The sequence below is a fragment of the Actinomycetospora sp. 2LY8.5 genome, assembly GCF_057180585.1.
Genome location: NZ_JBXUHE010000029.1, coordinates 16,445 through 39,119 on the forward strand (window position 1 = coordinate 16,445; position 22,675 = coordinate 39,119).

Here is a 22,675-nt window from a genome sequence, read left to right on the forward strand (position 1 = left end):
GAATCATTCTCCTCGTCGGGATCGGGTGGGCGGTCACCGGACCGGGCCCGGGTCAGGGAGCGGGCACGAGCGGAACTCGGCGCGCGCGGATGGCCTGCGCCATCACACGCCCAACAGGTCCGCGAGGCGGCGACGGTGGCTCTGCGGGGACCCGAGGAGCACCTCATCGGCCTTGGCGCGCTTGTAGAACAGGTGGGCGTCGTGCTCCCAGGTGTATCCGAGCCCGCCGTGCCGCACGAGCATCTCGCGGGCGACGGAGAAGTAGGCCGGTCCCACGTAGGCTCGAACCAGAGCCGCGGCGAGGGGAAGCTCGGCCGCATCGAGGTCCGCCGTCGAGGCCGCGTGGCGCAGTGCCGCTCGTGCCTGTTCCGACGTGCAGTACATGTCCGCGCAGGCGTGCTTGACCGCCTGGAAGGACCCGATCGTGCGCCCGAACTGGACACGAACCTTGGCGTAGTCGACCGTCATCTCGACCGCTCGTTGCATGCCGCCGACCTGTTCTGCTCCGAGCGCCACCGCGGCCAGGTCGCCGACCTCGGTCAGGGCCCGCTCGGCGTCGCCGTCGAGCCGAGTCGCCGGCACGTCCTCCAGGTCGATCCGGCTGACGCGGCGGGTCGGGTCGAAGGTGCGGAGCCTGGTGCGGTGCACGCCCGCGTCGCGGGCCTGCACCCGGAAGAAGGCCGGCCCGTCGGGGGTGCGCGCGTGCACGAGCAGCACGTCGGCGGCGTCGGCGTCGACGACCGGCGCCTTCCGCCCTCGGATGGTCCAGCCGTTCGTCGACCTCGCGGCGCTGGTCTGTCCGCGGTCGGCCCCGAGCACTCCGCGCTCGCTCGCGCCCTCCGCGACGGCGACCGCGACGATGCTCTCCCCGGCGGCGATCGCCGGCAGCAGCTCACGGCGGGCGGCGTCGTCGTCGAGGGCCTGGAGGAGATCGACGGCCAGGACGGCACAGCCGAGGAACGGTGAGGCGGCCGTGGTCCGCCCGAGCTCCTCGCTGACCACACTGCGCTCGACGTGTCCGGCCCCCGCGCCGCCGAGGGACTCCGGCACGACCAGGCCGGTCCCGCCGATCCCGGCCAGCTTCTGCCACAACACCCGGTCGAACCCTGGCGCCGAATCCATGGCGCTGCGGGTGGCCGACGACGGCGCGAGATCGAGGAGGAGGTCCCGGACGGCATCACGGAAATCGGCCTGCTCGTCGGTGAGCAACTGGGTCATCGTGAGGTCCCTCCGGTCGTGGTCCTTCGGCCGGTCTCGGCCTCGCGGTCGTTCTGTGTGCCCACCTTGAGGTCGCGGAACGGGGTGGCGACATCGACCTGCAGTTCTCGCGGCAAGCCGAGGATTCGCTCGCCGATGATGTTGCGCTGGATGTCGTTGGTGCCGCCCGCGATGCTGCTGGCGGGGGCCGCGTAGAGGTTGCGGGCGAGCTCCTGGGCGTCGGGGTCATCGTCATCCCAGGCGATGAGGTCGGTTCCGGCGATCTCGGTGGCTGTCTGCACCGCCCGCCAGAGCAACAGCGCACCGGAGAGCTTGCCCACCGAGCCGCGTGCTCCCGGGGGACGGCCCGCCGCGGCTTCCTCGCGCATCGTCATGGTGAACAGGTCGCGCGCGCGCTCGTGGGCGTAGAGGTCGGCGAGCTGTTCGCGGACGGCCGGATCCGACGTCGCCCCGCCGCGGCGAGCTCGCTCGACGAGCGATGAGAACAGGAGGCCACGGCTGCGGCGATGGCGAAGGCCGCTGATGGTCATGCGCTCGTGGCCGAGCATGGTCATCGCGGTGCGCCAGCCGTCGTCGATCTCGCCCAGGACGGCGTCGGGGCCGAGTTCGACGCCGTCGAGGTAGACCTCGTTGAAGGGCGCCTCGCCGGTCATGTCGACCAGCGGGCGCACGGTGACCCCGGGAGCGTTCATGTCGAGGATGAACATGGTCAGTCCCCGGTGCTTGGGCACGTCGGGATCGGTACGCGCGAGCACGGCCCCGAAGTCGGCCCACTGGGCGCTGCTCGTCCACACCTTCTGGCCACTCAGCGACCAGCCGTCCCCCTGTCTGACCGCGCGCGCCTGCAAGCTGGCGACGTCGGACCCGGCGCCGGGCTCGGAGAACAGCTGGCACCAGATCTCTTCGCCACGCAGCAGCGGGCGGATGTAGCGTTCGCGCTGTTCGCGCGTGCCGAGGTCGAGAAGAGTCGGCCCGCACATCCCGATCCCGATGGTGAAGGGACCGACCGGCAGATCGTAGGACGACGCTTCGTCGGAGAAAGCTTGTTGTTCCTGCTGACCGAGACCTTGACCGCCGTACTCCACGGGCCACGTGATACCTGCATAGCCGGCATCGTGGAGCGCAGCCTGGAAGGTCTTGGCCACCTCGAGATCGTTCGCGTCCGCGTCTCCCCGTGCGGGGTCGTGGGCGGACAGCCAGTCTCGAACTCCCTCGCGGAACCGCATGAGGTCTGACGCGCTCGAGGTGGTCACGGACATCTCCTTCCTCGGAACAGCCCGGGGGTTGCGTCGCGTACCGGGCTGGCCGCACGGTGACGCACGGTGGCGCTCGGTGGTGGATGGTCAGCCCTGGGCCCGAGCGCACATCTCGTCGATGCGCTCGGGCTTGACACCCCAGTCGGCCAGGATCTCCTCCGCGGTCGTGGGCCACCGATCCGCGTCGTCGGTCCCGCTGAAGCGGGGGGCGCTGCGGGGCAAGGTCCAGGCGCCCTGCTGCACGAAGCTCTCGCGGGCGCGGTGATGGGGGTGGGTCGGCGCCTCGGTGGGGTCGAGCACCGGTGTCACGCAGGCCTCGGGAGCCGCTCGGGCGACCCACTCGTCGCGCGGGCGGTCGCGGAACGTCGCCGCGAAACGCTCCTTGAGCGCGGGCCAACGATCCCGGTCCCACTGGGGCGCGGCGGACCGGTCGATGCCGAGCAGGTCGAGCAGGGCCGAGTAGAAGGCGGGCTCGATCGCCCCGACGGCCACGAACCGTCGGTCGGCGGTCTCGTAGACGTCGTAGAACGGCGCCCCCGCGTCCAGCACGTTGGTCCCCCGGGGGCCCCACGATCCGGCCGAGACGAACCCGAAGATGCTGGTGGCCAGCTGGGCGACACCATCGATCATCGCGGCGTCCACGACCTGCCCTCGACCGGACCCTCGGGACTGCAGCACGCCGGCCAGGACACCCAGTGCGGCCAGGGCGCCGCCGCCCGCGTAGTCACCGAGCAGGTTGATCGGGAAGGCGGGGCGCTCGTCGGTCCGGCCGAGAGCTCCGAGCACCCCGGAGATCGCCAGGTAGTTGATGTCGTGGCCCGGATGGTCGGCCAGCGGCCCGTCCTGCCCGTAGCCGGTGATGCGGGCGTAGACGAGCGCGGGGTTGATCCGCATCAGCACGTCCGGGCCGAGCCCGAGACGTTCCATCGCGCCTGGCCGCATCCCCTCCATGACGGCATCCACGGACCCGACGAGATCGAGCACGAACTCGCGGTCGGTCGACGACTTCAGGTCCACGGTGAGCGCCGGTCGCCCCTCCGCGGTCGCCGAAGCTCCCGTCGTCCTCACCGGGTGGTCGTTGCGGCCGGGGCGCCGGAGTCGCAGCACGTCGGCCCCGAGCCGGCTCAGCAGCAGACCCGCGAACGGCCCCGGACCGATACTGGCGAACTCGAGGACACGCACTCCCTGCAACGGGCTCACCAGTAACTCCTCCGCCCTGTCGGGGCTCGCGCGCCGGGGTCCTCATGGGTCCTTCCACCGCGGTGGCGGCGACTTGACCAGTCAGAAGTGAAGAATGCAGGATGTAAGGTATCAGTGGTCGCCATGAGACGCACGAGCTCCGGTGAAGCCGTCACGGAGCCTCGCTCCGGGTCGACGCCGCGCCCGAACAGGAGAGTCAACGATGACAGCAGAGGTCGCGGTCAGCTCGGACCGCCGTGAGTTCTTCATCGGGGGTGGCTGGGTCCGCCCGAGTGGCGACGAGACCCACCAGGCGCTCGAAGCCGCGACCGAGTCCCTGCTGGGCCGGGCCGCGATCGCAGGGCCGGCCGACGTGGACGCGGCCGTGATCGCCGCCCGTGCCGCGCTCGACACCGGACCCTGGGGACGGTCCACCGCGACCGAGCGTGCCGCCACGATGCGGCGTTTCGCCGAGGCGCTGAGCAAGCGGGCCGAGTCGACCGCCGAACTCGTCACCCGGGAGAACGGCTGCCCGATCGGGATGTCCAGCCTGGCCAACGGTGTGGCCCCTGGCGCGCTGTTGAACATGTACGCCGATGTCGTGGAGGGCCTCGAGCTCGAAGAGGTCCGTCCGAGTGCCTCCGGCTCGACCACGGTTCGCCGCGTGCCCGTCGGCGTCGTGGGCGCGATGATGGCCTTCAACGGCCCCCAGATCCAGGCGATGTTCAAGATCGCGCCAGCGCTGGCCGCCGGGTGCACGGTCGTCCTCAAGCCTCCCCTGGAGACCTCGCTCGACCCCTACGTGCTGGCGGACGCCGCCCTCGAGGCCGGGCTTCCGCCCGGGGTGCTGAACATCGTCGGCGGCGGCCGCGAGGCCGGCGAGGCGCTCGTCCGGCACCCCGAGGTCGACATGATCTCCTTCACCGGCTCCACCGCCACCGGGCGCGAGATCGGCGCCGAGTGCGGCCGACTGGTGCGACGCTGCACGCTGGAGCTCGGGGGGAAGTCGGCCGCCATCGTGCTCGACGACGTCGACCCCGAGGTGCTGCGGAAGGGCCTGGCGACGGCGTCGTTCCTCAACGCGGGGCAGAACTGCACCACGCAGTCACGCATCTTGGCGCCCCGGTCACGGTACGACGACGTCCTCGAGGTCCTGCGCCAGGTCTGTGCTGATCTCGTCGTCGGCGACCCGCTCGATCCCGCGACCACCTGCGGCCCGATGGCCAGCCGCGAGCACATGCAGCGGGTGCTCAAGTACATCGACATCGGGCGGCAGTCCGGTGCGCGGCTGATCGCCGGGGGCGGGCGCCCCGCCACCCAGGACCGGGGCTGGTTCGTCGAGCCCACGGTGTTCGCCGACGTCGACAACCACCAGCAGCTCGCCCGGGAGGAGGTCTTCGGGCCCGTCCTGGCGGTCATCCCCTACGACGACGAGTCGCATGCCGTGGCCCTGGCCAACGATTCGGAGTACGGCCTCGCCGCCTCGGTCTGGACCTCCGACGAGCGCCACGGTCTCGAGCTCACGCGGCGACTGCGGACCGGCACCGCCGGAGTGAACTACTTCGATGTCGACCTGGGAGCGCCGTTCGGGGGGATGAAGGCCTCCGGTCTCGGCCGCGAGCTCGGCCCCGAGGGGATCGACGCGTTCTTGGAGTACCAGTCGGTCTACGCGAGCCCGGAGGTTCTCGGCCGATGACGGAGCGGGAGGCGTGGCTCGTCGACGGTGTCCGGACCCCGCGTGGCAAGGGGCGCCCCGGCGGTGCGCTGCACCATCTGCATCCCCAGGAACTGCTGGCCCAGACGCTCCGGGCCCTACAGCAGCGCACAGGGTTCGATGAGGCCGACATCGACGATGTGATCGCGGGCAACGCCTCGAACATCGGCGATCACGGCTCCGACATCGCGACCGTGGTCCTGCAGGCCGCGACCGACCTGGGCTCGAACACGAACGCGTGAACGTCAACGGCGGCTCCATCGCACTCGGCCATCCGATGGTGGCGATGTGCACCGGAGGCGGGATGGGCACCGCGACCGTCATCGAGCGCTTCTGACGCGCGAGTCAGCAAACGTGTGAAGCGCCACGAGCAACATCACCAAGCGAGAGGAACACCACCTGTGCCCCCTAGTAGTGCCGGACGGGTCGCCGTCGTGACCGGAGGAGCCCGTGGCCTGGGTGCCGCCACCGCGAAGCGCCTGGCTGTCGACGGGATGGCCGTCGCAGTGGTCGATCTCGAGGAGTCCTCCGCCAAGACAACCGCGCACGCCATCAGCGAGAACGGCGGACGGGCGATCGCGATCGGGGCTGACGTGAGCAGCTCTGGCGCCGTCACCGCGGCGGTCGACCGGGTGGCGGCCGAACTCGGTCCGCCGACCGTCCTGGTGAACAACGCCGGCATCACCCGGGACAACCTCGTGTTCAAGATGTCCGAGGACGACTGGGACGCCGTGCTGGGTGTCCACCTCCGGGGTTCGTTCCTCATGACGCGGTCCTGTCAGAAGCACATGGTCGACGCGGGTTGGGGCCGGATCGTCAACCTCTCCTCGACCGCGGCACTCGGCAAGCGGGGACAGGTCAACTATTCGGCGGCGAAGGCCGGGATGCAGGGATTCACCAAGACCCTCGCGATCGAGCTCGGCCGCTTCGGGATCACCGCGAACTGTGTCGCACCCGGCTTCATCGCCTCGGAGATGACCATGGCGACGGCAGCGCGGATCGGCCAGGACTGGCAGGAGTACCTCGCCGAGCGGGCCGCCCAGATCCCGGTCCAGCGGGCCGGGCAGCCCGAGGACATCGCCAACACCGTGTCGTTCTTCGCCGGGGAGGAGTCCGGCTTCGTCTCCGGTCAGGTGATCTACGTCGCCGGTGGGCCGCGGGCCTGACCGGTCCGAAAGATGCCAAGCATCGAACGACCGGCTCCACGACCTGCACGGGCATCGGGCCGGCCTGGACCGCACGACGAAAGGACCCCGGTGGCCTACTCCCCCTCCCCGATCCGTTCCGAGATCGCGTGGAGCTCACCCGACCGCATCGTCGTCCGGGGCTACGACCTCCCCGAGGAGATACTCGGACACCTCTCGTTGGCCGAGTTCTCCTTCCTCCAGCTCACCGGACGGCGTCCCGACCCCGCCGCGGCGCGTGTCTACGACGCGGTGCTGATCACGTTGGTCGAACACGGCCTGACCCCGAGCGCGTTGGCGGCTCGACTGACCTACGCCGGCGCGCCCGAGTCGCTGCAGGCCGCCGTGGCGGCGGGCCTGTGTGGACTCGGGAGCGTCTTCGTCGGCAGCACCGAGGGCGCGGCCAGGATGCTCCACGACGCTCTCGCCGACGACGACGGCACGTCCGACCTCGACGAGCTCGCCGACTCGATCGTGGCCGAGCACCGGGACCGCCGCGCACCCGTGCCCGGGATCGGTCACCCGTTCCACAAGCCGGTGGATCCCCGCGCTCCCCGGTTGTTCGAGCTCGCCGAGGAGAACGGGCTCGCGGGGCGCTACGTCGAGCTGATGACGCGGGTCTCCCTGGCGGGGGGTCGGGCGCTGCACAAGGAGCTGCCCTGCAACGCCACCGGCGCGATCGGCGCCCTGACCTGCGAGCTCGGCCTGCCGGTGCGGGCCGTACGGGGGCTGGGCGTGATGGCCCGCGCGATCGGCCTGGTCGGGCACATCCTCGAGGAAGGCGAGGACCCGATGGCGGTCGAGATCTGGCGTCGCGCGGACGACGAGGCCAGCTCGCACCTGCGGCCATCGGGTGAGTGAGCGGCGCCGAGCACCGTCGGCTCGGTGCCGCGCACCCAGATCGATCCCGAGATTCGTGGATCACTACTGAAGGAGACCTGATGGCTCGATCGGACCAGATGTCGCTGGTGGCGTTCCTGCAAGCCTCCAACGTGTCGGTGTACTCCGGATCCTGGCGGTATCCGTCCGCCTCCGAGGACTTCCTGGACCTGCGCTACTACCAGCGCATCGCCCGGGTCCTCGAGGAGGGCGCCTTCGACCTGATGTTCTTCGACGACCGCCTCGCGATGCCGGCGATCTACGGCAACTCCACCGACGACGCCGTGCGCTACGGCGCGCGCCCCATCAAGCTCGATCTCACCGCCGTGCTCGGTGCCTGCGCCGCCGCCACCACCCACCTCGGGCTGGGTGCAACCTACTCCACGACCTACTACCCGCCGTTCCATGTCGCTCGAACCTTCGCGACGCTCGACCAGCTCACCCGAGGGCGCAGCGCCTGGAACATCGTGACCAGCGTGAACGACGCCGAGGCGCGCAACTTCGGCCAGGAGATCCATCTGGGCCACGACGAGCGCTACGACCGCGCCGAGGAGTTCGTGGACGTCGTCGCCCGCCTGTGGGACTCGTGGGAGGACGACGCGATCATCGGCGATCGGCGAGGTGGGATCTTCGCCGATCCGACCAAGGTCCACGAGCTGCACCATCACGGTGAGTACTTCGACGTACGCGGCCCCCTGACCGTGCCCCGGTCTCCCCAGGGGCGCCCCGTCCTCCTCCAGGCCGGCTCGTCGGGGAGGGGCCGGGACTTCGCCGCGCGCTGGGCCGAGCTGATCTTCACCGGAGACCCGAGCCGCGAGGTCGCCGCTGAGCACTACCGCGACCAGAAGGACCGCATCGCCGGCGCCGGCCGCACACCCGACGCGGTGCGCATCCTGCCGATGGCCTACACCGTGGTCGGGGAGAGCGAGGCGATCGCCAAGGAGAAGGAAGAGATCTTCCTCGAGCAGCTCGTGCACCCCATGGCGTCGCTCGCGCTGCTCGCCGAACTGACGAACCACGACTTCTCGACACATTCCCTCGACGACATCGTCACCGACGAGATGATCAGCTCCATCACCGGCATCCGCGGGCTTGTCGAGGGGGTCCGCAAGCACACCAGCGGGAACGATCTCACCCTGCGAACGCTGGCCGCCCACCGGGCCACCCTGCTGCAGGGCCCGCGGTTCGTGGGCACCGGTGAGCAGGTCGCCGAGCAGATGCACGACTGGTTCGAGGCGGAGGCCTGCGACGGGTTCGTCCTGGCCGCCACGCACTTCCCCGGCGCCTTCGAGGACGTGGTGCGGATGGCCGTGCCGCACCTGCGCCGCCGTGGCTCGTTCCGCTCGGAGTACCCCGGCACCACCCTGCGCGAGACCCTCGGCCTCCCGCGCCCCGAGCGGATCGTCACCCCGGAGAGCGCGTCCCAGCATGCCTGAGCTCCCCCTGCGCGGCGTCCGCGTCCTCGACATGGCTTCGCTGGCGGCGGCGCCGCTGGCGGCCACCTATCTCGGGGAGTTCGGCGCCGACGTGATCAAGATCGAACCACCCGGCACCGGCGATGCGATCCGGGGCTGGGGCGCACAGCGCGGTGGCGTGGGGCTGATGTGGAAGAGCGTCGGCCGCAACAAGCGCTCGGTGACGACGGATCTGCGCCGCGTCGAAGGCCAGTCCCTCGCGCGGCGCCTGGCTCGACACTGCGACGTCGTCGTCGCCAACACCCGGCCCCACACGCTGCGCCGCTGGGGCCTGGACTACGAAGGGCTCTCGGCCGACCACCCCGACGTCGTCATGCTGCACGTGACGGGCTACGGGCTCACGGGGCCGAAGAGCGAGCGCCCGGGATTCGGCACACTCGGCGAGGCGATGAGCGGCTTCGCCCACCTCACCGGCGAGGCCGACGGCCCTCCCACCCTGCCGGCCTTCATGCTCGCCGACGGCGTGGCGTCCCTGAACGCCGCCTACGCCGTCATGATGGCACTCTACGACCGGGATGTGAACGGCGCCGGCGGCCGGCTCGTCGACGTCAACTTGCTCGATCCGCTCGCTCGGCTGCTCGAGCAGTCGCTGGTCACCTGGGACCAGACGGCCGTGGTCCCACGGCGAGCCGGCAACAAGTGGGACATCTCGGCGCCGCGCAACACCTACCAGACCTCGGACGGTCGGTGGGTCGCGATGTCGGGTAGCGCCCCGAGCGTGGCGTTGCGGGTGTTCCGTGCCATCGGTCGCGCCGATCTCGCGGACGATCCGGACTTCGCCGACGCCCAGCGCCGCCTCGCCCGCGCCGACGAGGTCGACGAGGTGGTCGCCGGCTGGGTCGCGAAGCACTCCCTCGAGGAGACCATGAGCGTGTTCGACGCCGCGGAGATCGCGGCCGCCCCGGTGTACGACGTGACCGATCTCGTGGCCGATGAGCAGATGGTCGCGCGGGAGGTGTTCCGCCGGGTCTCCGACGAGCAGTTGGGCAGTCTGCTCGTCCAGGGCCCCGTGCCGCGGCTCTCGGGGACGGAGGGCCGCATCGACCACCTCGGCCCGCCGCTCGGAGCGCACACGCGCGAGGTACTCACCGAGGTGCTGGGGCTGGGCGACCCCGACATCGACGACCTCTACGCGCAGGGAGCGATCTGATGACCGAGAATGCCGCGCCCCCGCGACTCCGACGTTCCGAGCTCGCCACCCCGGCCAGCAACGACTGGATGTTCGAGAGAGCCGCCGGGGCGGGAGCGGACCTGGTGTTCCTCGACCTCGAGGACGCGGTCGCGCCCGCCGAGCGCGAGTCGGCCCGCAAGAAGGCGATCAGCGCGCTGCGTGACATCGACTGGGGCACGACGACACGGGCGGTCCGGATCAACGGTGTCGACACGCAGTGGTGCCACGACGACGTCATCGAGCTCGTGACACACGCCGGAGAGAACCTGGACACGATCATCGTCCCGAAGGCGACGGCCGCCCGAGATGTCTGGTGGGTCGACACGCTGCTCACTCAGGTGGAGAGCAAGCTGAGCCTGCCTCGCCGCATCCGGCTCGAGGTCCTCATCGAGGACGTCTCCGGACTCGCCAACGCCAGGGAGATCGCCACGGTCTCCGACCGGCTCGACGCGCTCATCTTCGGTGCCGGGGACTTCTCGGTCTCACTCGGCGCGCGCGTCGACACCAACTTCGCGCCCACCGTCGCCTATCCCGGCGACTTCTGGCACTACGCCCGATCCTCCGTCGCGCTCGCTGCGCGCATCGGAGGTGTTCTCGCCATCGACGCGCCGTACCCCGACTACCGCAACCTGGACGGCTACACGGAGGAAGCCGCGCGTGCTTCCGCCCTCGGCTTCTCCGGCAAGTGGGCCATCCACCCGTCGCAGATCCTCGCCGCCAACGCCGTCTTCTCCCCCACGTCGGAGGAGGTCGAGACCGCCCGCAGGAACATCGCGGCATACCGCGAGGCCGAGGCCACGGGTCGCGGCGCGACCGGCGTCGACGGCCGGCTCGTCGACGCCGCGCACGTCAAGCTGGCCGCGGAGACGTTGCAGCGCGCGGGCGAGATCGAGAAGCGCTCGACCTAGGAACACCCTCGTCGCTCCCTCGCTCGACCCACCCCTCGGACACGCGCGGCGGCGCGGCGAACGCCGGCCGTCAACTGAAACCCTAGGTATCCTGTTTAACACCCTTGACTTTTAACCCTCAGGTGAGCAGGGTCTCATGTCAGAGCTGTTCGCCCTCGACGTTCCGACCGAGACACGGCTCGCCCGGCCATCGAGCTGCCGGCGCCCGCAGGGTCGGCCGATCTGGCCCCGTTCCCGCAACCGAGATGAGCTGCGCATGGCAATCGACAATGCGACCAGTCGGTTCCTGACCGAGATGGCGCAGAGCGGCGCCACCCCCATGCACGAGTCGACCCCCACCGAGGCGCGAGCCATGACCGCCGGCCTCAAGGATCTCTTCGGGGCCGGTCCGGACATGGCGTCGGTGTCGCAGCGCGAGGTGGCGACCACCGGCGGCGATCTCGTCGCGATCCGCCGGTACGTGCCGCACGGCGAGATCCAGGCGACGATCGTCTACTTCCACGGCGGTGGTTGGGTGCTGGGGACTCTCGACGAGTTCGACACACTGGCGCGCAAGCTCGCCGAGCAATCTCGCTCCGTCGTGGAGCTCGTCGATTACCGACTCGCACCCGAGCACCCGTATCCCTCGGCCGTCGACGACGCGTGGGCGGCACTGTGCGCGGTCGCCGAGTCGTCGGACACGAACGGCGACCTCCCGCTCGTCGTGGCGGGCGACAGCGCGGGCGGCAACCTTGCGGCGGTGACCGCGCTGCGGTGTCGGGACCGGGGCCGGCCTCGACTCGCGGCGCAGGTGCTCGTCTATCCCGTGACGGCCGCGGACTTCGAGACAGCCAGCTACCTCGACCCCTCCAACCAGCTCATGCTGACGCGCGAATCCATGATGTGGTTCTGGGACCATTACGCGCCCACCCAGAGCGAGCGGGCGCACCCGGACCTGACTCCGCTGTCGGCCGGCGACCTGGCCGGGCTTCCACCCACCATCGTGGTGACAGCGGAGCACGATCCTCTCCGCGACGAGGGCGAAGCGTTCGCGGAACGGCTCGAGGAAGCGGGGGTCCCGACACGGCGTCGTCGATTCGCCGGTCAGATGCACGGATTCTTCGGGATGGTCAACGTGCTTCCCGGTGCCGCCACCGCTCTCGAATATGTTTGCGCCCAGCTCGCCGAACTGCTCCAGGCCCCATCGAGTGCGTCATCGACGCGATGAGCACCCACCGCGACCGTCACACGCCCCAACGCGATGGAGGGAAGACGAAGGTGATCGACGCCGTAGTGGTCGGAGCCGGATTCGGCGGGCTGTACCAACTCCACCAGTTGCGCCGCCTCGGCCTGCGGGTCCGACTCTTCGAAGCCGGCAGCGACGTCGGCGGCACGTGGTACTGGAACAGGTATCCCGGTGCGCGCTGCGACGTCGAGAGCATGTCCTACTGCTACTCGTTCTCCCCCGAGCTCGAACAGGAATGGGAGTGGACCGAGAAGTATCCGGCCCAGCCCGAGATTCAACGGTACCTCTCACACGTTGCGGACCGATTCTCCCTTCGCGAGGACATCTCTTTCGACACCCGGGTCGTATCGGCCGTGTTCGATGAGAGATCGGAACGCTGGCAGATCACCACCGACTCCGGCGAAAGCGTCCGGGCCCAGTTCGTGATCATGGCGACGGGTTGCCTGACATCGAGCAAGATGCCCGAGATCCCAGGCACCGATCTCTTCCTCGGGGCCAGTCACCACACGTCACGCTGGCCGGTGGACGGCGTGGACTTCACCGACCAGCGGGTCGCGGTGATCGGCACCGGCTCCTCGGGCATCCAGGTCATCCCCGAGATCGCCAGGGAGGCGCGCGAGCTGACGGTCTTCCAACGCACGCCGGCCTTCGCCGTGCCCTGCTGGAATCGCCCGCTCGACGAGGGCGAGATCCTCGAGCGTAAGGAGAACTATCGCGCCTGGCGCTCGGCGCAGCGAGACTCCAACTTCGGGCTGCCCTCCCCGGTCCCGACCAAGTCCGCCCTCGAGGTGGACGCCACGGAGCGGACCGAGGCTTTCGAGCGTGGATACCAGGAGGGCGCGACCAACGGCCTCATCACCAAGTTCCACGACATCATCACCGACCCCGACGCGAACGAGACCGCAGCCGAGTTCGTCCGGGAGAAGATCCGCGAGCGCGTCGACGATCCGGCGGTCGCGGAGGCGCTGTGCCCGACCAGCTATCCCATCTACACCAAGCGCATCGTGTTGGAGACGAACTACTACGAAACGTACAATCTCCCTCACGTTCATCTCGTCGACCTGCGCAGTACACCCTTGGTCGGAATCACCACGAACGGCGTGCAGACGACCGAGAAAGTGCACGAGGTCGATGCCATCGTCTACGCCACCGGGTTCGACGCCATGACGGGGGCCCTCGGCGCGATCGACATCCGCGGACGCGGCGGCGTCGCCCTGCGGGACGAGTGGTCGGAGGGCCCGCAGAACTATCTCGGACTGGCCATGGCCGGCTTCCCGAACTTGTTCACGGTGACCGGCCCGCTGAGCCCGAGCGTGTTGTCCAACATGTCGGTGTCGATCGAACAGCACGTCGAGTGGATCACGAGGGCGATCGACCACGTTCGCTCACAGGAGCTGTCCACCCTCGAACCGACTCGTGAGGCGCAGAACAACTGGGTGTCCCACGTGAACGAGGTCGCGGACATGACCCTCTTTCCTTCTGCAGCCTCCTGGTACACGGGAGCGAACGTCGAAGGGAAGAAGCGCGTCTTCATGGTCTACATCGGCGGGCTCGACGTCTACGGCGCTCACATCCAGAAGGTCGCGGACGACGATTACGAGGGGTTCCGCGCCACCAGTCGGTCCGCGAGCGCGTGACCTCGAGACGGAGAGAGTGAACAAGATTGCGCCAGATCCGCGAGTCACTGGTGATCAGAACACCTCCGAGCGCGGTGTGGGCCGTTGCCCGTGACGTCGGCAACGTCGCCGAGTGGATACCGAACATCGAACGCTCCCACATGGAAGGCGACGTGCGGCATGCGTCGCTCGTCGGCGGAGGAAGCGCCACCGAACGCATCCTGGAACAGGATGATGCCGGGCGGTTCTACGTCTATCGCTACGAGTCCGGCCCGGTGCCGTTGTCCTTCTACGAATCCCGCTTTCACGTCGCCGATCACGCGGAGGGCTCCGAGGTCATCTGGACCGCGAGTCTCGAGGCTGCGGACGCCGACGAGGAAGCGGCACTCGCCGAAGGAATCGCCGAGCTCTATCGTGCCGCGCTGGCCGCCCTCGGCACGCTTGTCGCCCCGGCGGCACAGGCACCCGCTCCGGTCGCTCCGGAGCGCTGACCTCCTCGTCGAACCCCTCCTCGGGACGGGGCACCGCACGCTCGCTACCTCCGCGCCACAGAGAACCGCCCATCTCGGGCCCTCCACGAAGGACAATCCATGAAGACACGTGCATCCATCCTGCGAACCAGTCCCGGTCGGTACGAGACCGCCGAACTCGACCTCGAACCGCCGCGAGTGGGGGAGCTGACCGTGAAGCTCTCCGCGTCGGGCCTGTGCCATTCCGATGACCACACGGCTCAGGGCGACATCCCATGGGGGCACTACCCCTTCGTCGGAGGCCACGAGGGCTCGGGCGTCGTCGTCGAGGTCGGGCCCAACACACCGGGTTGGGAGGTCGGCGACCACCTGATCTTCGCCTTCCTGCCGGCGTGCGGGCACTGCCGGTGGTGCGCGGCCGGCATGCAGAACCTCTGCGATCTGGGCCAGTACATCATGGTCGGCTCGCGCTTCGACGACCCGACCAGCTTCCGCCTCGCCCTCGACGGCGTCCCCGTGGGGCAGTACGGCGGCATCGGGACCTTCAGCGAGTACTCCACGATCAGCGTCAACTCCGCGGTCAAGGTGCCCAAGGACCTGCCGCTGGTACCCCTCTGTCTCATCGGGTGCGGCATCGGCACCGGCTGGGGAACCGCGGTGAACGCCGCCCAGGTCCGACCCGGCCAGACGGTCGTCGTGATGGGGGCGGGCGGCATCGGGACCGCGGCCATCCAGGGAGCGGTGCACGCCGGGGCGACCAACGTGATCGCCGTCGACACCAATGAGTACAAGCGCAAGAGCGCCCTGGACTTCGGCGCCACCCACAGCGTGGAGACCCTCGCCGAGGCTGCGGAGATCGCGGCGCCGTTCACCAACGGCCAGGGCCCCGACTCGATCATGATCACCGTCGGCGTCATCCAACCCGACCACGTCGACCAGGCCCTGCGTCTCGTCCGCAAGGCCGGCACGGTCGTGACCACGGCCGCCGGGAACTACCAGGACTCGTCGGTGCCGATCAACCTGCTCGAGTTCACGATGTCCCAGAAGCGCCTGCAGGGCGCCCTGTTCGGCATGGGTAGTCCCTACACGACGATTCCGCTGCTGACCCGGATGTACGCGGCCGGCCAGCTCAAGCTCGACGAGATGATCACGAAGCGGTACACGCTCGACCAGGTCGATCAGGCGTACCGGGAGCTCAGGGAGGGTCAGATCGTCCGGGGTGTCGTCGTCTTCGACGACTGACGCCGCGTTGCGCCCGCCCTGGCGCGGGTCGCGTTCTCGAGCGGTCGCCGTCGGCACGAGTGCGCGATGGCGCCGCGCGACGAGCGCGGCATCCTCGTGCGCCGGTGTCGGCCGCTCCGCGGGAATCGAAGCGGAGCACCGAATCCCAGCGCGGTCAGATGATCTCCAGCGGAGTACATGACGAACCGTTTCAGGCCCTCCGACGCGACGGCAGGTCCTCGTGAGTGAGCAACTGCCCGAGGAACCCTCGACGACGACGGCGACCGACGGCTCCCGGCAACGACGTGGTCTGGTGGCCGCATCCCTCGGCACGATCGTCGAATACTACGACCTCACCGTCTACGGCTACCTCGCCGTCGTGATCAGTCCGGTCGTCTTTCCGGGCGGCGACCAGACGCGTTGCTGGCCACCCTTGCCGTGTTCGCTTCCGCGTATCTGGTCCGCCCGATCGGCGGACTGGTGATCGGGCGTTTCGGTGACCGACACGGTCGGAAAAGGGCCCTGCTCCTCTCGATGTGGATGATGGGCGAGCCTCATGATGGGGATCCTCCCGCCGTACGCGGGTCAAGAACTACGTCCGTGACGCCCGTCGGCGCCTCGAGCTCGAGGCCGACCCGGATGGGCGGGCGCCGGCGCTGCATCGCCGCTTCGAGACCGTCGCCGGGGCACAGGCCCAGGTCGCCGGGTGGAGCGGCAGGTCGCCATCATCCGCGACCACGTCCTGGCCGGCCGGAGCCTCGCCTCGCTGGCCGAGCTCGAGGCCGCCTTCACCCGCTCGGTGCCGATCCGGCGGGCCCAGACCATCGCACCTCGCCGACAACCTCGACATCGGTCACCCCGAGCAGGTCGAGCTCATCTTCAGACGCGACCAGACCCGGGGCCGCAAGGCCGCCGGCACGTTCAAGACCAAGATCGTCACCGACGGACCGAGGTCACCGTGAACGCCTTCTACCGCCACTCCCGGATCAAGCAGTACCTCAAGGACGGGCCCGCGATGCGCGTGGAGACCGTCATCAACGACCCCCACGACCTGGGCTGCCAGCGCCGCCTGCACAACCTGCCCGAACTGCAGACCAAGGCCCGTGCGGTCAACCGTCGCCTGCTCGAGACTGAACGTGTCGGCCAGGGCTGTGTCCTCGCGAGTCCAGCCTATGAGCGGATCGCGCACCCGACCACCACCGTGGACGGGCGGAGGGCCCCAGCCCTGCGCTTCGGCGACCCTCGGGTCCAAGCCCTGGCCGGCGCCTTGTGCACTACCGCGCTCGCAGTCTCCGACATCACCAACAAGAGCCCCCGTGCCTTGATGACCGGCCTGCTCGCCGCGCCCTACAGCATGAACCGCGCCAGCTACGACCTGACCCGACTGCGCCGCAACGGCCTGATCACCCGCCTGCCCGGGCGCAACCTCTACCGGCTCACCCCGGACGGGCTCGCCTTCGCGATCTTCTACACCAAGGTCCACAACCGCGTCTTGAGACCCCTGCTGGTCACCAGCGCACCTGCAACGCCACCCGCGCTGCGCGCCGCCGTCCACCATCGACCAGCACATCGACGCCCGACTCGCACACGAACAGCTACCGTCGGCGGCCGCCTGAAACTCTGACCAACTCTCAAAGCCCCAGCGACCGAGGATCGCTAGGTGTTCCGCTCCTCCTCGTCTGCATGTGGCCGCGGACTCGGATCGATGAACCCGAGCAGTTCGAGGCTGCTTCCGCGACCGACGCCACCAAGGCCCCGCTGACGACTCTCCTGCGATCTCACTGGCGACAGGTCCTCCAGGTCGTCGGGCTCGGTGTGGCTCGCAACGGCGTCGGCTTCGTGGTCCTCACCGATATCGCTATCCACCTCGTCCGCGTCGGGGAGTTCGATCCCGGAGCTGTCGGGTGACGACGGCGATCGTCATCGTCATCTTCACGGTGACGGCCCCGAGCATCGGGAGAGCGGCCGATCGCTACGGCGCGTTCCGTGTCCAGTTCTTCGGGCTGCTCCTGATCACGTTGACCGCCGTCCCGGCCCTGACCCTGATGAGCGGGGGCACGTCCTGATCGTCGCGGCGTTCGCCTACTTCGTGTTCGGCATCGGGGCGCCGATGGTGCACGTGACGAACGGCGTGCTGGCGCCCGCCCTGTTCCCGCCGGCCGTCAGGCTGTCGGGGGTGTCGCTGGGCCTGAACATCGCCACGGCGGCCACCGGAGGTACCGCAGCTCTTATCGCGCCGTGGCGCGACCAGAGCACCGGCGACCCTGTGGCTCCTGCTTACTACGCCATCGCGTGTTGCGTCGTCTCCGTGCGCACCCTTTCTCACCGTGCGGCGCACCTTGCTTCGCGGCGCCTGAGGGACGCCGGTCGGTGCGCCGACAGCGGCCCCCGGTCGCGACGCCTATCCTGATTCGCGGCGAGCCGCCACGGGTCGTCCCCGTCCGGACTCTGTCGCGGCGTGATGCTGTGTCAGACATCTGGCGTAGTCATCGAGAGCAGCATCGGGGTGCTGGTCGAGGTGCTGGTCGAGGGCCGCGTGCGCTGCCTCCGTGACTACCGGGCGGCTTTCTTCCATGGGGTGTCGCCGCTGCGCGAGTCCGATCTCGATGGCGGTCTCGACCAGCTCCTCGGAGTCGGGTGGGTCGCCGTCGGCGCCGGCGACGAGCCCGCCGAGGTCTGCGCGCGTGACCGTCTGAGCGGGTTCTCGGAGGAACAATTCGGACACGGCCCGCTCGAGCCCGAGAACCGCGGTGTGATCGCGCCCGTCTTCCCAGCTCGTCACGACCTCGACGACCGCGTCCATCGTGCAGCCACGACCGAGGAGCCGCCGAATGAGCTGCGAGCTCGCCAGATGGGTGTCGCCGTGGACGTCCAGCTGCCCGATGCGTAGCGCGGCGAGCAGCAGGTCGCGCTCCTCGCACGCGACCACCGACCGTGCTTCCCGCGGCTCGGGCCAGTTCGTGGATTCGATTCTCCGCCATTGCATCCCACCAGCTCTTGAGCAGCCTCACGGCGTCTCCCGACGGCGTGAGGGCAGCTGCCTCGCGCGCACTCCCCGCTAACGGCGGGCGCTCGACCGGTGCGACAGGACGAGTGGGACCTCGAGGAATTCTGCCACCAAGCTGGCTTCCCTCTCCGAGCCGATCAGCGACACGAGGGTCTGCGCCTGTTCCCAGATCCTCGGCTCACCCTCCCCGTGGACGGGCCGCTCCCGGAGATTCACCCAGCGCGCGTAGACCGTGTCGGCAAGGGCGACGTAGAGCTGAGCGGGGTCGGAGGGAGGCACGAAGTGCGGGTGGAGAACTTCGTAGGTCACAGCTCTCCCACCCGTGAGCTCGGCGATCTGACGACTGGCTGCGGCGACGAGCAGATGTCCGTCGAGCCGATACGACAGCTGCCGAAGGTCGCTACGGCCGATGGTCACCGTGAGCGATCCGAGACCGACCTCGGACGGTGGCTCTCCCCATTCGTGAAGATGACGATCCATCGAGCTGCCTCCTCCACGCGACCGCCGGCCGACGGCCCCAACGGGCTGTGCTCGCAGCCCGACCCGTTGCGGGTCATCGAACTTCTGCGTGATGTTGCGAGCATCGAGCGACGTGGCTGGTCGATCGACTCAAAGAGGAGTCGGCTTCCGAGACGCCGCACGCAGCGCGTCACCAAGGCGCCGGCACTCGTCACGCGTCAGCGCCACGCTGTGGTCGCCCACCGCCATCAGCGCGAAGGGATCGTCGCCGTCGACCTGAACGGACACGATCTGCTCGCCCGAGCCTGCCTTGATGCTCACCCAAGCTCTCATTGCCCACCTCACCGGGAGCCATCAGGGGACAACAACCCCTCCGAACGCTCACGTCCAGAGGCGGGACCCACCGCGTCACGCGCGCCACGATAACCGCCATGTGAACGATCGTTCCCGCTGAACATAGCGCATCGTCGGAGTCCGCGCCAGCCGCCTCGGGCTCCCCAACGCGAGGTCGCGGATTGCTGCCAGGAATGCCTCGAGGCTCGGACCCGTCCCGATGACGACGTCGCGGACCGGCGGCGCTCAAGGCGGTCCTCCGTGTCACGAACCACTCGCGTCGTGTCGATCGGGATCGCGTACTCCGCCGGCGGACCCGCTGCCGGCCCCGTCATGACCCACCTCACTACGGGCATCGACCTGGTTGCCGAAGATACCGTTGTTGAACGCAACGTCACCTGCGCGGGGGTCGACGGCAGCCCGCAGATGATTCGGCACGCCGTCGTTTTCGCCGGTCGTGTGCGTGTTCGCATCTTGAGTCTGCCCTCGGCACGATGGGCCCGGGGCAGCGTCTCGGTGCCTCGATCCGGCCTGTTGGCGGGAGAACGCGCGGTTCACGGGGCCAGTACCCAGCACTCGACCGCGACAAGGAATCAGTACTGCTGAGCGATGATGCCCACTTCTTCGACGACGCCCTGAACGGACTGCTGTCCATAGGTGATCAGGAGACCTGCCACATCAGGGTCCGCGGGAGGTGTGATCGGAGGTGTCGGCTGGCCACCGAGCGTCGCCGGGTCGGCGTTCGCTGCGCCGACACCTAGACCGAGGAAGAGCGCGGACGCGCCGACGGTCACCGCGACTGTGCGGGCTCGCCGCGCGATCACGCCACGCGAATTCGAGAACATGGACGACCTCCTCGTCGGGAGCCGTGAGAGCGGGGGCGCCGCACCGTTAGGTCGGCCGACGACCAGGGGACTCCGATGCTCGTACAACGACCGGGATCCCGGTGGGTGACGCCTCCGGCCGACCACCGTGAACGTTCGTTTCTCGTCACGTGCCGAGGCGCCGTCTACTGCGCGGTGGACCTTGCCAGAGTCACCAGGCCAAGGGCCGCCGCATCACCCTTCGCGCCGGTGACGGTCACGCGGAGCACGACGAGATGCGGGGCACGATGCTCCACAACGGTTCGGGCGGTGATCGTCGAGCCGACCGCCGGCAACCCACGAAGGAACGCCACGTCGACGTCAGTGGCGATGATGTCGGTCGAGGAACCCTCAGCGGCCAACGATGCCGCGGCGCTCACCAACGCCATCACCACACCACCTTGGAGGGTGCCCCCCGCGTTGGCGAGCTCGGGCGCGGCGGTCACGTCGAGACGGTCATGGGTCACAGGTCGGACGTGAAGAGCCGCGAAGGGATCTGACGACGGCGGGGTGGGCATGCGCTCGGCCTTGGCTGCACCTCCGTGTCCGCCCTGGCGCCGCCGGCGTACAGCGCATCGACAGGAGACGGAGGCGACCCGCGTACCGAACTCGTCGTGCAGAGCCCCCGAACTCACGGTCGTCTCCCCGGAGGGGAACTCCACGGCTGCTGTGGCGTGGAGGAACTCCCCCCGCGCGTCAGCAGCGCCAGACGAGGCCTGGAGGCGAAGCGTCCTGATCCGGTGGTCGGCAGGGAGGACCGTCATGATCGCTGCGCCGAGCACGAAGTCCGCGAGCACCGAGGCCCCGTCCAGGGGTCCGGCGCGGTGCACCGGCATCGTTGCGCCGACGGTGCCGTCGCCGACGTCGAACGGACGGAGGCCGAAGGTGAATCCCACCGGCGGTAGCGGGGTCGACCCCTCCGTCATCCCTCGAATCAGGTCGATCGGCAGCATCAATGCTTCCCCTCACGACACGAGAGCCGATCGAGACCCCCTACTTCGGCGTCGACCCGTCTCCGCGTCCGGATCTCGTGTGGATCAGCGCGATCGCCACGTCGGCGATCTCGTCCGCATCGTAAGGCCCGTCCGGTCTGTACCAGTACGCCACCCAGATGCACATTCCGTTCACCAGCCTGGACGTGAGGACCGGGTCGGAAGGCTCCAGCACCCCCGCATCGATCGCGGCTCGCACCACGTCCACCCAGAGCTGCTCGAAGTCGCGACTGAAGGGCCGCCATTGCTTGTACACGTCGTCCGGCAGGTCTCCCCCACCGAAGAACACCGGCAGGTACCGGTGCATGCGCACGGCGATATCGATCTGCAACCGGACGGCCTGTCGAAAGAGCTCCGCCGGATCGTCCTGGTGCCGCTCCGTCAGAGCACGCGCCTGTTCCGTGATCCGCCTCGTGCTGCGGTCGAAGAGAATGGCCAGCAGCTCGCTCTTGGTCGACACCGTCCGGTAGAGCGTCGACCGGGAGACGTTCAGCTTCGCGGCGGTGTCTGCCACCGACAGGGCGTCGTAGCCGCCCTCCTCGAAGAGCTCGGCGACAGCGTCCGCGACAGCGTCGTAGTCGATGGCGAGCCGGGGCCGACCCCGAGGACGCGCGGTCTCCCCCTGGACCTGGGCGTCGGACAAGCGTCTTCGTCCTCTCGTGCTGTCGCGATCCCTCCGGTTCCGCCCAACCCTCACGATCGACGGAACGCCCCACAGCATACGTGCCGACGTCGTGCCGTAACGCGTGAAGAAGACGCCTGGCGGGGACAGCGGTCAGCGAGGACTCAGCGTCAGGCCGTGGTGACCTGGAGCACCGGGACCCGGTTCGTGCCGATCACTGGTGCAGGACCCGGTCCGCGTAGAGAGTGTCCATGTACTCGCGGATCCCCACGACCTGCTCGCCGGCGAAGTCCAGCGCGAAGCAGTACGTGTTCTCGTACGGGCGGTCCTTCGAGGTGGTCGCTCGCGCTGTCAGTTCGACGAGCACGGTGTCGCCGTCCTCATGGACGCGAGCGAGCTCGAGGCCGACGCCGTGGGGGAACCCGGCCGGCATCACGATCCGGACGAAGTCCTCGATCTCCTGCCGGTCCTTGGTGCCCGATATCCGCTTCCATGTCCCGGGGATCGACCAGGTTGCGTCCGGAGCGAGGTACGACAGGAACTCATCCACGCGCTCGAGGTCCATCATGGCCGTCAGCACGGTGACGGCGAGCTCCTTGCGCGTCGACGTCGGCGTCGCCATGGGTGCTCCTCCAAGGAATCTGAGAACGGGACCCGGGATCGTCAGAACCTCTGGGAGGGACGATCGACGGCCGTGACGGAACCGCAGGTCGTCCCGAACCGGGTCGGGCCGCACGCTAACGCAGGGAACGTGGACCAACAAGTACTGCGCGCTCGGGCGACCGAGCATGGCCGGCTCAACCGCCGTCGCTACGTGTGAACGAGCGGTGCGGAGTCGACATGACGCACATTACACCCGGGCGCGCCTGATCTGCGCGGCTCC

The 22,675-nt window shown here is 69.2% G+C and carries 24 protein-coding genes; 15 read left to right on the top strand and 9 right to left on the bottom strand.

Going from position 1 to position 22,675, the window contains the following annotated elements; genetic code table 11:
• Positions 1 to 102 precede the first annotated feature (102 nt).
• From AC2A1K_RS24965 to AC2A1K_RS24975, 3 genes are all read right to left on the bottom strand, one after another.
• Positions 103 to 1,218 carry an acyl-CoA dehydrogenase family protein gene (locus AC2A1K_RS24965; RefSeq protein WP_483899041.1) on the bottom strand — a complete coding sequence of 372 codons (1,116 nt, stop codon included), beginning with the start codon at positions 1,216 to 1,218 and terminating at the stop codon, positions 103 to 105.
• Positions 1,215 to 2,471: an acyl-CoA dehydrogenase family protein gene (locus tag AC2A1K_RS24970; protein WP_483899042.1), complete on the bottom strand. Its 1,257-nt coding sequence runs from the start codon at positions 2,469 to 2,471 to the stop codon at positions 1,215 to 1,217. The genes AC2A1K_RS24965 and AC2A1K_RS24970 overlap by 4 nt, the downstream gene beginning before the upstream one ends.
• 90 nt (positions 2,472 to 2,561) lie before the next feature.
• Positions 2,562 to 3,674 carry a CaiB/BaiF CoA transferase family protein gene (locus tag AC2A1K_RS24975; RefSeq protein WP_483899043.1) on the bottom strand — a complete coding sequence of 371 codons (1,113 nt, stop codon included), beginning with the start codon at positions 3,672 to 3,674 and terminating at the stop codon, positions 2,562 to 2,564.
• Between the two features lie 202 nt (positions 3,675 to 3,876).
• Here AC2A1K_RS24975 and AC2A1K_RS24980 point away from each other — a divergent pair, with 202 nt between their 5' ends.
• The 15 genes from AC2A1K_RS24980 (at position 3,877) to AC2A1K_RS25050 (ending at position 18,406) form a co-directional block, all read left to right on the top strand.
• Positions 3,877 to 5,349 carry an aldehyde dehydrogenase gene (locus AC2A1K_RS24980; protein WP_483899044.1) on the top strand — a complete coding sequence of 491 codons (1,473 nt, stop codon included), beginning with the start codon at positions 3,877 to 3,879 and terminating at the stop codon, positions 5,347 to 5,349.
• Positions 5,346 to 5,609: a hypothetical protein gene (locus tag AC2A1K_RS24985; protein WP_483899045.1), complete on the top strand. Its 264-nt coding sequence runs from the start codon at positions 5,346 to 5,348 to the stop codon at positions 5,607 to 5,609. Before AC2A1K_RS24980 ends, AC2A1K_RS24985 begins: the two co-directional genes overlap by 4 nt.
• A gap of 192 nt (positions 5,610 to 5,801) precedes the next feature.
• On the top strand, positions 5,802 to 6,533 hold the full coding sequence (locus AC2A1K_RS24990; RefSeq protein ID WP_483899046.1) for an SDR family oxidoreductase: 732 nt from the start codon (positions 5,802 to 5,804) through the stop codon (positions 6,531 to 6,533).
• 90 nt (positions 6,534 to 6,623) lie between these two features.
• On the top strand, positions 6,624 to 7,412 hold the full coding sequence (locus AC2A1K_RS24995; protein WP_483899047.1) for a citryl-CoA lyase: 789 nt from the start codon (positions 6,624 to 6,626) through the stop codon (positions 7,410 to 7,412).
• Positions 7,413 to 7,492: 80 nt separating this feature from the next.
• Complete coding sequence (locus tag AC2A1K_RS25000; RefSeq protein ID WP_483899048.1) at positions 7,493 to 8,866, top strand: LLM class flavin-dependent oxidoreductase; 1,374 nt, start codon at positions 7,493 to 7,495, stop codon at positions 8,864 to 8,866.
• Positions 8,859 to 10,055: a CaiB/BaiF CoA transferase family protein gene (locus AC2A1K_RS25005; protein ID WP_483899049.1), complete on the top strand. Its 1,197-nt coding sequence runs from the start codon at positions 8,859 to 8,861 to the stop codon at positions 10,053 to 10,055. The genes AC2A1K_RS25000 and AC2A1K_RS25005 overlap by 8 nt, the downstream gene beginning before the upstream one ends.
• Positions 10,055 to 10,984: an HpcH/HpaI aldolase/citrate lyase family protein gene (locus AC2A1K_RS25010; protein ID WP_483899050.1), complete on the top strand. Its 930-nt coding sequence runs from the start codon at positions 10,055 to 10,057 to the stop codon at positions 10,982 to 10,984. The genes AC2A1K_RS25005 and AC2A1K_RS25010 overlap by 1 nt, the downstream gene beginning before the upstream one ends.
• A 256-nt stretch (positions 10,985 to 11,240) precedes the next feature.
• Positions 11,241 to 12,191: an alpha/beta hydrolase gene (locus AC2A1K_RS25015; RefSeq protein ID WP_483899051.1), complete on the top strand. Its 951-nt coding sequence runs from the start codon at positions 11,241 to 11,243 to the stop codon at positions 12,189 to 12,191.
• Positions 12,188 to 13,846 carry a flavin-containing monooxygenase gene (locus tag AC2A1K_RS25020; RefSeq protein ID WP_483899052.1) on the top strand — a complete coding sequence of 553 codons (1,659 nt, stop codon included), beginning with the start codon at positions 12,188 to 12,190 and terminating at the stop codon, positions 13,844 to 13,846. The genes AC2A1K_RS25015 and AC2A1K_RS25020 overlap by 4 nt, the downstream gene beginning before the upstream one ends.
• A 26-nt stretch (positions 13,847 to 13,872) precedes the next feature.
• Positions 13,873 to 14,316, top strand: coding sequence for an SRPBCC family protein (locus AC2A1K_RS25025; RefSeq protein WP_483899053.1), 444 nt, complete (start codon positions 13,873 to 13,875; stop codon positions 14,314 to 14,316).
• Positions 14,317 to 14,415: 99 nt separating this feature from the next.
• The gene (locus AC2A1K_RS25030; protein WP_483899054.1) at positions 14,416 to 15,537 is read left to right on the top strand and encodes an NDMA-dependent alcohol dehydrogenase; all 1,122 of its coding nucleotides are present in this window, start codon (positions 14,416 to 14,418) and stop codon (positions 15,535 to 15,537) included.
• Positions 15,538 to 15,757: 220 nt separating this feature from the next.
• Complete coding sequence (locus AC2A1K_RS25035; RefSeq protein WP_483899055.1) at positions 15,758 to 16,000, top strand: hypothetical protein; 243 nt, start codon at positions 15,758 to 15,760, stop codon at positions 15,998 to 16,000.
• Between the two features lie 474 nt (positions 16,001 to 16,474).
• Positions 16,475 to 17,140 carry a hypothetical protein gene (locus AC2A1K_RS25040; protein ID WP_483899056.1) on the top strand — a complete coding sequence of 222 codons (666 nt, stop codon included), beginning with the start codon at positions 16,475 to 16,477 and terminating at the stop codon, positions 17,138 to 17,140.
• 280 nt (positions 17,141 to 17,420) lie between these two features.
• Positions 17,421 to 17,582 carry a hypothetical protein gene (locus AC2A1K_RS25045; protein WP_483899057.1) on the top strand — a complete coding sequence of 54 codons (162 nt, stop codon included), beginning with the start codon at positions 17,421 to 17,423 and terminating at the stop codon, positions 17,580 to 17,582.
• Positions 17,583 to 17,974: 392 nt separating this feature from the next.
• Positions 17,975 to 18,406 (top strand): hypothetical protein, encoded by a 432-nt coding sequence (locus AC2A1K_RS25050; protein ID WP_483899058.1) that lies wholly within the window; start codon positions 17,975 to 17,977, stop codon positions 18,404 to 18,406.
• A 168-nt stretch (positions 18,407 to 18,574) separates the two neighbouring features.
• Here the strand turns inward: AC2A1K_RS25050 and AC2A1K_RS25055 are convergent, their stop codons facing one another.
• The 6 genes from AC2A1K_RS25055 to AC2A1K_RS25080 all read right to left on the bottom strand — a co-directional run bounded on the left by AC2A1K_RS25055 (position 18,575) and on the right by AC2A1K_RS25080 (position 22,414).
• Positions 18,575 to 19,003, bottom strand: coding sequence for a hypothetical protein (locus AC2A1K_RS25055; protein ID WP_483899059.1), 429 nt, complete (start codon positions 19,001 to 19,003; stop codon positions 18,575 to 18,577).
• Between the two features lie 129 nt (positions 19,004 to 19,132).
• Positions 19,133 to 19,303, bottom strand: a complete 171-nt coding sequence (locus tag AC2A1K_RS25060; RefSeq protein WP_483899060.1) for a hypothetical protein — start codon at positions 19,301 to 19,303, stop codon at positions 19,133 to 19,135.
• 605 nt (positions 19,304 to 19,908) lie between these two features.
• Positions 19,909 to 20,160 carry a hypothetical protein gene (locus tag AC2A1K_RS25065; protein ID WP_483899061.1) on the bottom strand — a complete coding sequence of 84 codons (252 nt, stop codon included), beginning with the start codon at positions 20,158 to 20,160 and terminating at the stop codon, positions 19,909 to 19,911.
• A 164-nt stretch (positions 20,161 to 20,324) separates the two neighbouring features.
• Positions 20,325 to 21,131: a PaaI family thioesterase gene (locus tag AC2A1K_RS25070; protein WP_483899062.1), complete on the bottom strand. Its 807-nt coding sequence runs from the start codon at positions 21,129 to 21,131 to the stop codon at positions 20,325 to 20,327.
• Between the two features lie 40 nt (positions 21,132 to 21,171).
• Complete coding sequence (locus AC2A1K_RS25075) at positions 21,172 to 21,813, bottom strand: TetR/AcrR family transcriptional regulator (RefSeq protein ID WP_483899063.1); 642 nt, start codon at positions 21,811 to 21,813, stop codon at positions 21,172 to 21,174.
• 193 nt (positions 21,814 to 22,006) lie between these two features.
• Entirely contained in the window at positions 22,007 to 22,414 is a 408-nt protein-coding gene (locus AC2A1K_RS25080; protein ID WP_483899064.1) for a nuclear transport factor 2 family protein, read from the bottom strand.
• Positions 22,415 to 22,675: the final 261 nt, after the last annotated feature.

Coding starts and splice junctions, on each gene's coding strand:
- AC2A1K_RS25000 (WP_483899048.1), top strand. CDS start 7,493: ATGGCTCGATCGGACCAGATGTCGCTGGTGGCGTTCCTGCAAGCCTCC.
- AC2A1K_RS25010 (WP_483899050.1), top strand. CDS start 10,055: ATGACCGAGAATGCCGCGCCCCCGCGACTCCGACGTTCCGAGCTCGCC.
- AC2A1K_RS24965 (WP_483899041.1), bottom strand. CDS start 1,218: ATGACCCAGTTGCTCACCGACGAGCAGGCCGATTTCCGTGATGCCGTC.
- AC2A1K_RS25020 (WP_483899052.1), top strand. CDS start 12,188: ATGAGCACCCACCGCGACCGTCACACGCCCCAACGCGATGGAGGGAAG.
- AC2A1K_RS25055 (WP_483899059.1), bottom strand. CDS start 19,003: ATGGATCGTCATCTTCACGAATGGGGAGAGCCACCGTCCGAGGTCGGT.
- AC2A1K_RS24985 (WP_483899045.1), top strand. CDS start 5,346: ATGACGGAGCGGGAGGCGTGGCTCGTCGACGGTGTCCGGACCCCGCGT.
- AC2A1K_RS25080 (WP_483899064.1), bottom strand. CDS start 22,414: ATGGCGACGCCGACGTCGACGCGCAAGGAGCTCGCCGTCACCGTGCTG.
- AC2A1K_RS25070 (WP_483899062.1), bottom strand. CDS start 21,131: ATGCTGCCGATCGACCTGATTCGAGGGATGACGGAGGGGTCGACCCCG.
- AC2A1K_RS25005 (WP_483899049.1), top strand. CDS start 8,859: ATGCCTGAGCTCCCCCTGCGCGGCGTCCGCGTCCTCGACATGGCTTCG.
- AC2A1K_RS25065 (WP_483899061.1), bottom strand. CDS start 20,160: ATGTTCTCGAATTCGCGTGGCGTGATCGCGCGGCGAGCCCGCACAGTC.
- AC2A1K_RS24980 (WP_483899044.1), top strand. CDS start 3,877: ATGACAGCAGAGGTCGCGGTCAGCTCGGACCGCCGTGAGTTCTTCATC.
- AC2A1K_RS25015 (WP_483899051.1), top strand. CDS start 11,241: ATGGCAATCGACAATGCGACCAGTCGGTTCCTGACCGAGATGGCGCAG.
- AC2A1K_RS25030 (WP_483899054.1), top strand. CDS start 14,416: ATGAAGACACGTGCATCCATCCTGCGAACCAGTCCCGGTCGGTACGAG.